Raw genomic sequence first — 5,690 nt, 5'->3', positions numbered from 1 at the left:
CGTCGGCCGGCAGCGGCACGAGCAGCAGCCCGGTGCCGTGCCGCTCGGCCGCCGACGCGACGCCGGCCAGGAAGCGGACCGCGAAGGGGTCCGTGAAGGCGTACGACAGCTGGGACGTGAACAGCACCCCGACCGCTCCGACGACGCCGCGCCGCAGCGAGCGGGCGGTGGGGTTGGGTCCGGGGTAACCGATCTGCCGGGCGGTTTCCAGGATCCGCTCCCGAAGGGCGGCGGAGAGCTGGTCGGGGCGGCAGTACGCGTTGGAGACGGTGCTCCGCGAGACGCCGACGGCGTCGGCGACGGCCTGCAGTGTCGGCTTCACGGCCCACCTCTCGTCGGCTTCTGGATCGATTCAGCTTCTGTATCGATCCAGAGACTAGCGACAGTGACCGCCGCCGGTCAATACCGGACGCCGGGAGGAAAACGACGCACCCCGCCGGGCCGAGGCCGGACGGGGTGCGGTGGGCGCGCGAGCGGGTCAGGACACGCGGGCGACAGCCCCGTACATGCTGACCTCGGCGACCGACGGGCGGGGCTGCGGGGCACCCTCGGCACGCCACTCGGCCACCGAGGTGATGCCCGGCTCCACCACGTGGAGCCCGTCGAAGAAGCGGGTGAACTCGTCCAGGCTGCGCAGGTTGATCACACCGTGCGGACCGCCACCCTTGGCAGCCGCCCTCGCCTCGGCGGCGACCTGCGGCGGCAGGTAGTCGTGCGTGGCGTGCGAGGCGGCCAGGTAACTGCCGTCCGGCAACGCGTCGAGCAGCCGCCGGACCACCGCGTACGGGTCGTCGCCGTCGGGCACGAAGTGCAGGATGGCCACCAGCATCAGCGCGACCGGCTGGGACAGGTCGATGGTGCGCCTCAGGTCGGGGTGGCCGAGGATCTTCTCCGGGTCCCGCAGGTCGGCGTCGATGTAGGCGGTCGCGCCCTCCGGCGAGCTGGTCAGCAGCGCCCGGGCGTGCGCCAGCACGATCGGGTCGTTGTCGACGTACACCACCCGGGACTCCGGCGCGATGGACTGGGCGACCTCGTGGGTGTTGTCCGCGGTCGGGATCCCGGTGCCGATGTCGAGGAACTGCCGGATGCCCGCCTCGCGGGTCAGGTAGCCGACGGCACGCTGGAGGAAACGGCGGTTCTCCAGGGCCGAGGTGCGGATGGTCGGGAAGGCCGCCGCCATCGCGTCACCGGACTCGCGGTCGGCCTGGAAGTTGTCCTTGCCACCCAGCCAGTAGTTGTAGCGGCGGGCCGGGTGGGCGACCGAGGTGTCGATGCGATCGCTGGGATGGGCGGAACCGGTCGTCGCACCTGGAGCATCGGTGGTCAAGGCAGCCTCCATGACTCTGTGCCACCCGCGATGGTGGGTCCGTCCACTGTCGCCGGACCCGACCATGCTAGTGCCACATCGGGTCGTGGCGCGTCCCCCGGGAGCGACTCATTCCCGGTACAGGTCGTCCAGGATGCGATGGAGGATCTCCGGCGTACGCTCCGGCGGCTCGGCCTCCACGCAGAGCCGCTCCATGGCCACCGCGTAGTACTCGAGGTCGTCGCGCTTGTCCAGGTAGAGGGCACTGGTGAGCTGTTCGATGTAGACGATGTCGGGCAGCTCCGCGTCGCCGAAGCGCAGGATGGTGAAGGCCCCTCCGGCGGCGGCGTGCCCACCCGCGGCGAACGGAATCACCTGGAGGCGGATGTGGGACGACTTGGTCGCCTCGATGAGGGCCTCCACCTGGCCGCGCATCACCTCCGGCCCGCCGATCGGCCGGCGCAGCGCGGCCTCGTCGAGCACCACCCACAGTTGCGGCGGGCTCTCCCGGCGCAGCAGGTGTTGGCGCTGCATCCGCAGCTCGACCCGGCGTTCGATCTCGCCCGGGGCGGCACGGCCGTGGCCGAGCAGCACCACGGCCCGCGCGTAGTCGCGGGTCTGGAGCAGTCCCGGGACGAACTGCACCTCGTACGTGCGGATCAGGGACGCGGCGGCCTCCAGCCCCAGGTACGCCTGGAACCAGGTGGGCAGCACGTCGGTGTACCGGTGCCACCAGCCGGGGCTGTTGGCGTCGCGGGCCAGCTTGAGCAGCGCGTCCCGCTCCTCGGGCACCGTGACCCCGTAGAGCGTGAGCAGGTCGGCGACATCGCGTTCCTTGAAACCGACCCGGCCCAGCTCCATCCGGCTGATCTTCGACTCGGAGGCCCGGATCTCCCATCCGGCGCCCTCGCGGGTCACTCCGCTGGACTCGCGCAGCCGGCGCAGCTGGGCGCCGAGGAGGATGCGCAGGACGGTGGGGCCGGTCGCCGGACCTCCCTCGGCGGGAACCATCGCCACTGCCGCCCTCCGCACGCCGGAACCCATGCCGGGCGGGCCACCGCCGACCCGACCGACGTGTAAGCATGCCATGGACGGTCAGTGAGGTGAATGCCTCCGGACCGGATAATCGGTTCCTTCCGCCGGACGGCAGGTCAGTCGATCAGGTGGTCGAAGTCCCCGTCACGGGCGCCGAGGACGAAAGCCGCGATCTCGTCGACGGTGTAGATCAGGGCGGGCCCCTCGGGGTGACGGGAGTTGCGCAGGGCGATGCCGGCCCCGCCGGGCAGTTCGGCCAGCTCGACGCAGTTGCCGCTCGGGTTGCTCCGGCGACTCTTCTGCCAACGCAGCGGCGGGAGCTGGTTGATGGGAACGCCGTTCGGTGGCTGCTGCTGCATGGGCGTCTTCCTCTTCGAGCGCCAGGCCGGTGCCCGGTGTGCAGACGGTGCTGGCACGAGGGGCGGGCATCGACGAAAGCGCTTTCTGCACGTGCATTTGCTATTGCATCTGCATCAGACAGCGAGCATGATAACGCACGTGCGCGGTACCCATCCGTTCACTTTGAGTTACCTGAAACTGGGCTGCCACCAGGGAAAACACCGCGCGGCGCGGAGGCGCCGAGCGACCGCCGGCGAGGCCGGGGGCAACAGCGTGACGGGAGGGCTCGTGGCGGATCCGTTGACCATCGCGTCCGGCATCTGCGCCGCGGGAGCTCTCCTCTCGACCTGGCAGTTGCGCCGGCGCGCGGTCCACGCCGAGGCCGAGATCGGGCTCCTCCAGGCCGAACTCGCCGCCGAACGGCACGCTGCCAGCCACGACCCGCTCACCGGGCTGCCCAACCGCCGGGCCTTCTACCGGCTCGCGACGAGCCTGCTGACCGACGCGGCCGGCCGGCCCCTGATCGCCGTCGTCCTGGACCTCGACGACTTCAAGCAGATCAACGACCGCTACGGGCACGCTGCGGGCGACCAGGTGCTGGTGAGCGTGGCCGAGCGGTTCGCGGCCTTCGCCGGGGACAACCTGGTGGCCCGCCTCGGCGGCGACGAGTTCGCCGGGCTGCTGACCACCCCGACCGTCGACGGCCGGTGGATCGAGCACGCCACCCGCCGCCTCTGCGAAACCCTCGCCGCGCCGATCCCGCTGGGTGGGTTCAGCCTCCGGGTCACCGCGTCCGTGGGCCTGGCCCCGGTCACCGGGCCGACCCAGCTCACCGAGGCCCTCGACCACGCCGACGCGGCGATGTACCGGGCCAAGAGCCTGGGACCGGCCCGCACGCGGCGGCAACTGGTCGACAGCGCCCCGCTCGCCGACTGAACCCCTACGCCGGCAGCCGTGCGGCGCTGCGGCCCCGCGTCGAGGAGGTCGCCGGATCAGCGGCACCCGGGTCTGGCCGGCGGCCGGCGCGACGTACTGGGTCGGCGAGGCGCTGCACAAGACCGACTACGTGGACGCCCGACCCAAGCCGGACACCACCGGCCGCACCACGAAGGCCCTCGCGCTCAACAGCGCGCACCTGGCCCGGCTGCTCGTCGAGCAGCCGTACCCGCCGCCGGAGGCGCACAGCGCCGCCGTGGGACCCAGCCGCGAGCCGGGCTGACCGGGCCGGCCCGGTCCGACGAAACGGTCAGCGCCAGCCGTAGCCGGCGCGCAGCGCCAGCCCCACCCGGTCGAACCGCGGCCGGTCCAGTACCGCGCCCTCACGCCGGATGCTGTCCTCGCGCATGGTCAGCACCCGGTCCAGGCGTACCCAGCTGGGCCGGTTGTCCCGGTCCCACGAGCCGGGCCCCAGCGCGAGCCAGTGCCGCTGGCCGTCCCGCTCGCTCTGGCTGGACAGCATCAACCCGAACAGGGTCCGGCTGTGCCGGCCGACCACCAGCACCGGCCGGTCCTTGCCCTGCCGGGGATCGTCCTCGTACGGCACCCAGGTCCAGACGATCTCCCCCGGGTCGGCCTGTCCGTCGGGCTCCGGCGCGTACGTCAGCTCGCGCCGTTGCAGCGCCGCGACGTGGCGCCGCCGGGCGACCTGGGCGGGCGCGGGCCCGGGACGCCGGGGCCCCGGGATGACGCCGCCGAGACGCGCGGCCACGTTCCTGAGAAGACCTGCCACGGCGGGCAGCCTATCCCCAGTGGTGCGGGCATGATCGACGGCATGACGCCTGCCCTGCCGGACGACTTCCCCGTCATCGAGCGCCACGCCGTACGGGTGGTGGTCCTCGACGCCGACCAGCGGGTGCTGCTCTTCCACACGCGGGACCCCGAGCACCCCCGGCTCGGCACCTGGTGGGAACTGCCCGGCGGGGGTATGGACCCGGGTGAGACGTACCTCGACACGGCCGTCCGGGAACTGCGCGAGGAGAGCGGCATCGTGGCGCTCCCCGCGCAGGTGGGACCGCCCGCGTGGCGGCGCCGGGCGAGCTTCCTGCACCGTCGTACGCGCCACCTCCAGGACGAGGTGGTCGTCACGGTCCGGCTCACCGGTCCCGGGCCGGAGGTCGACGAGGCGGACCGGCTGGCGTACGAGCGGGAGGACTACTTCGGCTTCCGCTGGTGGCCGGTGGACGAGATCGTGGCCGGGCGGGAGCGGTTCTACCCGGGCCGCCTGCCGGACCTGCTCCCCGTCCTCCTGGCCGGCGAGGAGATCGACGAACCGTTCGAGCTGTGGTCGTGACGTACGGCGCGGGACCGGGCACAGTGGGGCGGTGACCGATCTGCGCCCGCCCCTCGCCCGGTACGCCGAGCGCCTGCACGCCACGCTCGGCGACCGGCACCACGTCGCCTCCCCGCTCGGCGCCTGGCTGCTTTTGGCCCTGAGTGGACCGGCCGCCACCGCCGGGATCCGGGACGACCTGGAGTCGGTGCTCGGCATGGACGTGGACGCCGCCGCCGCGACCGCCCGCACGCTGCTGGACGATCCACACCCGCTGGTCGGCGCCGCGAGCGGGGTGTGGCACCGGCCGGGGTCCGACACGCGCCGGCTCGACGACTGGTCGGCGGGCCTGCCACGACGCACCGCGATCGGGCCGCTGCCCGACGGGTCCGCTCTGGACGCCTGGGCCCGCGAGCACAGCCTGGGGCTCGTGGAGCGGTTCCCGATCACGATCCGGCCGGACACCCTGCTGGTGCTGGCCAGCGCGCTGGCCACCCGCATCTCCTGGGCCGACCCGTTCACGGTGACCGAGGCGGACGCCCTCGGCGCCGGCAACCGGTGGGCGGGGACGCTGCGGTGGGTGCTGCGGACACCCCCGTACGGTCACCGGTGCTGGATCGCCAGCACCTCCCGGGCGGGGGACGTCGTCGTGCACGCCGCGCCCGCCCGGCCCGCGGACGACGGGGCCGGGCTGCTGGTGGTGTCGGTGGCGGCGATGCCCGACGTGCCGCCGGTCGACGT

Annotated in this window: 8 protein-coding genes and 1 pseudogene; 4 read left to right on the top strand and 5 right to left on the bottom strand. The window is 73.1% G+C overall.

The window, feature by feature from the left end; translation table 11 throughout:
• The 4 genes from AB0I76_RS21120 to AB0I76_RS21105 all read right to left on the bottom strand — a co-directional run.
• The coding region (locus tag AB0I76_RS21120) for a LacI family DNA-binding transcriptional regulator (RefSeq protein ID WP_357038013.1) at window positions 1-322 on the bottom strand (322 nt) is incomplete at its 3' end.
• Window positions 323-478: 156 nt separating this feature from the next.
• Window positions 479-1,339 carry an SAM-dependent methyltransferase gene (locus AB0I76_RS21115; protein WP_357038010.1) on the bottom strand — a complete coding sequence of 287 codons (861 nt, stop codon included), beginning with the start codon at window positions 1,337-1,339 and terminating at the stop codon, window positions 479-481.
• A 96-nt stretch (window positions 1,340-1,435) separates the two neighbouring features.
• Entirely contained in the window at window positions 1,436-2,323 is an 888-nt protein-coding gene (locus AB0I76_RS21110; RefSeq protein ID WP_357038007.1) for a helix-turn-helix transcriptional regulator, read from the bottom strand.
• Between the two features lie 134 nt (window positions 2,324-2,457).
• On the bottom strand, window positions 2,458-2,700 hold the full coding sequence (locus AB0I76_RS21105) for a DUF397 domain-containing protein (RefSeq protein ID WP_357038003.1): 243 nt from the start codon (window positions 2,698-2,700) through the stop codon (window positions 2,458-2,460).
• Between the two features lie 268 nt (window positions 2,701-2,968).
• Between AB0I76_RS21105 and AB0I76_RS21100 the strand changes: the two genes are divergently transcribed.
• Both AB0I76_RS21100 and AB0I76_RS21095 read left to right on the top strand, forming a co-directional pair.
• Window positions 2,969-3,616: a GGDEF domain-containing protein gene (locus AB0I76_RS21100; protein ID WP_357038000.1), complete on the top strand. Its 648-nt coding sequence runs from the start codon at window positions 2,969-2,971 to the stop codon at window positions 3,614-3,616.
• 130 nt (window positions 3,617-3,746) lie between these two features.
• Entirely contained in the window at window positions 3,747-3,899 is a 153-nt protein-coding gene (locus tag AB0I76_RS21095; protein WP_357037997.1) for a hypothetical protein, read from the top strand.
• A gap of 27 nt (window positions 3,900-3,926) precedes the next feature.
• Here AB0I76_RS21095 and AB0I76_RS21090 read toward each other — a convergent pair whose 3' ends face one another.
• A complete protein-coding gene (locus AB0I76_RS21090; protein ID WP_357037994.1) occupies window positions 3,927-4,409 on the bottom strand; it encodes a type II toxin-antitoxin system PemK/MazF family toxin in 483 nt (160 codons plus the stop codon).
• Window positions 4,410-4,451: 42 nt separating this feature from the next.
• On the opposite strand from AB0I76_RS21090, the gene AB0I76_RS21085 reads away from it, so the two are divergent.
• Window positions 4,452-4,970, top strand: a complete 519-nt coding sequence (locus tag AB0I76_RS21085) for an NUDIX domain-containing protein (RefSeq protein WP_357037991.1) — start codon at window positions 4,452-4,454, stop codon at window positions 4,968-4,970.
• Between the two features lie 31 nt (window positions 4,971-5,001).
• Window positions 5,002-5,690, top strand: a pseudogene (locus tag AB0I76_RS21080) (hypothetical protein); the annotation flags it as partial.

The organism is Micromonospora sp. NPDC049799 (genome assembly GCF_040656655.1).
Lineage (GTDB): Bacteria > Actinomycetota > Actinomycetes > Mycobacteriales > Micromonosporaceae > Micromonospora.
This window is presented reverse-complemented; position numbering and strand designations above follow the sequence as displayed.